The 2,055-nt window shown below is 63.1% G+C and carries 2 protein-coding genes; one reads left to right on the top strand and one right to left on the bottom strand.

Annotated elements, in window-relative coordinates; genetic code table 11:
* Positions 1-128, bottom strand: a 128-nt coding sequence (locus ABWP50_RS13405; protein WP_353218490.1) for a DUF2721 domain-containing protein, incomplete at its 3' end; no start/stop codon positions are given.
* Positions 129-366: 238 nt separating this feature from the next.
* On the opposite strand from ABWP50_RS13405, the gene ABWP50_RS13400 reads away from it, so the two are divergent.
* Positions 367-1,905, top strand: a complete 1,539-nt coding sequence (locus tag ABWP50_RS13400) for a 2-isopropylmalate synthase (protein WP_353218489.1) — start codon at positions 367-369, stop codon at positions 1,903-1,905.
* Positions 1,906-2,055: the final 150 nt, after the last annotated feature.

Below are 2,055 nucleotides of genomic sequence, written 5' to 3'. Positions count from 1 at the left end.
TCAACCACGCGCGCCAGCCGATTGGCCATCACATTGAGCATGCCGCCAATCGCCGTCAGCAGAAACACGGGTGCCAGTGCCTGCTGAACGGCTGAACTGATATCGATCACGGTGAGCAGGTTAGGCATGCCAGTATCAAGCCGTGCAATTGGCCGGCGCGCAACCCGGCATGTCGCCCAAATCAGCGCCACCGGCTTGCGCTGCGCCGGCAAATGAGGTTATCTTCGGATGATGCGTTCCATGACGATCTTGCTCAGCCTGCGACTTATCCGCCCTCGGGCGTGACGCGAGGGCGTGTGCCCTCGGCATTGCGCCTTGAGGGGATGAACCGCCCGCAGCAATCAGCATTATCAGACAGGCAGAGCCATGACCAACCATATCCGAATTTTCGACACGACCTTGCGCGACGGTGAGCAATCGCCTGGCTGCTCGATGAACCTCGAAGAAAAACTGAAAGTCGCAGCGCAATTGGAGGCGCTGGGCGTTGATATCATCGAAGCCGGCTTTGCCATCGCCAGCGACGGCGATTTCGAAGCCGTTCAGGCCGTCGCCCGCATCTGCGACACCGCCATCGTCGCCAGCCTCGCCCGCGCGGCCCCCGCCGATATCGAACGCGCCTGGGCGGCGCTGAAGGATGCCCGCAATCCGCGCATCCACACCTTCATCGCGACATCGCCGCTGCACATGCGGGTGAAATTGAACAAGACGCCTGACGAAGTGCTGGAGGCGATCCGCATGTCGGTCAGCCTGGCGCGCAACTTGTGCGGCGATGTCGAATGGTCGGCCGAAGATGCCACGCGTTCCGATCCGGATTTTCTGTGCCGGGCGGTGGAAACCGCCATCAAATCAGGCGCTTCCACCATCAACCTGCCCGACACGGTGGGCTATGCCACGCCGGAAACCTATGGCGCTATGTTCCGCGACGTCATCACCCGCGTGCCGAATGCCGATCAGGCAATATTTTCAACGCATTGCCACAATGATCTCGGGCTGGCGGTGGCCAACACGCTCAGCGCCATCATGGCCGGTGCGCGCCAGGTGGAGGCCACGGTGAACGGCATCGGCGAGCGCGCCGGCAATGCCGCCATCGAGGAAATCGCCATGGCGCTGAAGGTGCGCCACGATGTGATGCCCTATCAGACCCGCATCGTCAGCACCGAAATCACCCGTGCCAGCCGGCTGGTCAGCGGCGTGACCGGCATGCCCGTGCAGGCCAACAAGGCCATCGTGGGCGCCAACGCCTTTGCCCACGAAAGCGGCATCCACCAGGATGGCATGCTCAAGGACAGCAGCACCTATGAGATCATGACGCCGGACAGCGTCGGGCAGGGCGCCACCAATCTCGTGCTCGGCAAGCATTCGGGCCGCGCCGCTTTCCGGTCCAAGCTGGCGGAAATGGGCTATGACCTGTCGCACAATGAATTTGGCGATGCCTTCAAGCGATTCAAGGACTTGGCCGACGCCAAGAAGCAGGTTTTCGACGAGGATATCGTCGCGCTGGTCGATGATGAAGTGCTGCGGGGGCATGACCGTATCCAGGTGCTGGAAGTGGAGGTCTATTGCGGCAGCAATGGGCCGCAGCGCGCCGTGCTCAGCCTGTCGGTGGATGGGGAGGAAATGACGGCGGCAACGCGCGGCAATGGCCCGGTCGATGCCCTGTTCAACGCCATCCGCAAGCTGGTGCCGCACGAGGATGCGGTGCTGAATCTGTATCAGGTGCATGCCGTCACGGCGGGCACCGATGCCCAGGCCGAGGTGAGCGTGGTGCTCGCCGAACACGGCCGCACGGTGCGCGGGACCGGCGCCCACACCGACACGCTGGTGGCCAGCGCGCGCGCTTATGTCAATGCGCTCAACAAGTTGATGGTCAAGCGCGGCAAGTCGGCGCTCACGGCAGCAGGCTGAGGCGACGATGCGTCGGCTCGTCATTGTCTACAATGCCAATGCCGGCATCGCGGCAGGGGTGATGGACAGCGTGCACAAGATCGTGTCGCCGTCCACCTACCCCTGCCAGCTTTGCGCCGTCACCTACGGCCTGGTGGCCATGAAGCGCGA

Source organism: Sandarakinorhabdus sp. (assembly GCF_040398645.1).
GTDB lineage: Bacteria > Pseudomonadota > Alphaproteobacteria > Sphingomonadales > Sphingomonadaceae > Sandarakinorhabdus.
Note: the sequence above shows the minus strand (reverse complement) of the source record. Positions and strands in the feature narration are given on the sequence as shown.

Bases quoted from the DNA above. Each gene is read 5' to 3' on its own strand.
- ABWP50_RS13400 (WP_353218489.1), top strand. From the start codon at position 367: ATGACCAACCATATCCGAATTTTCGACACGACCTTGCGCGACGGTGAG.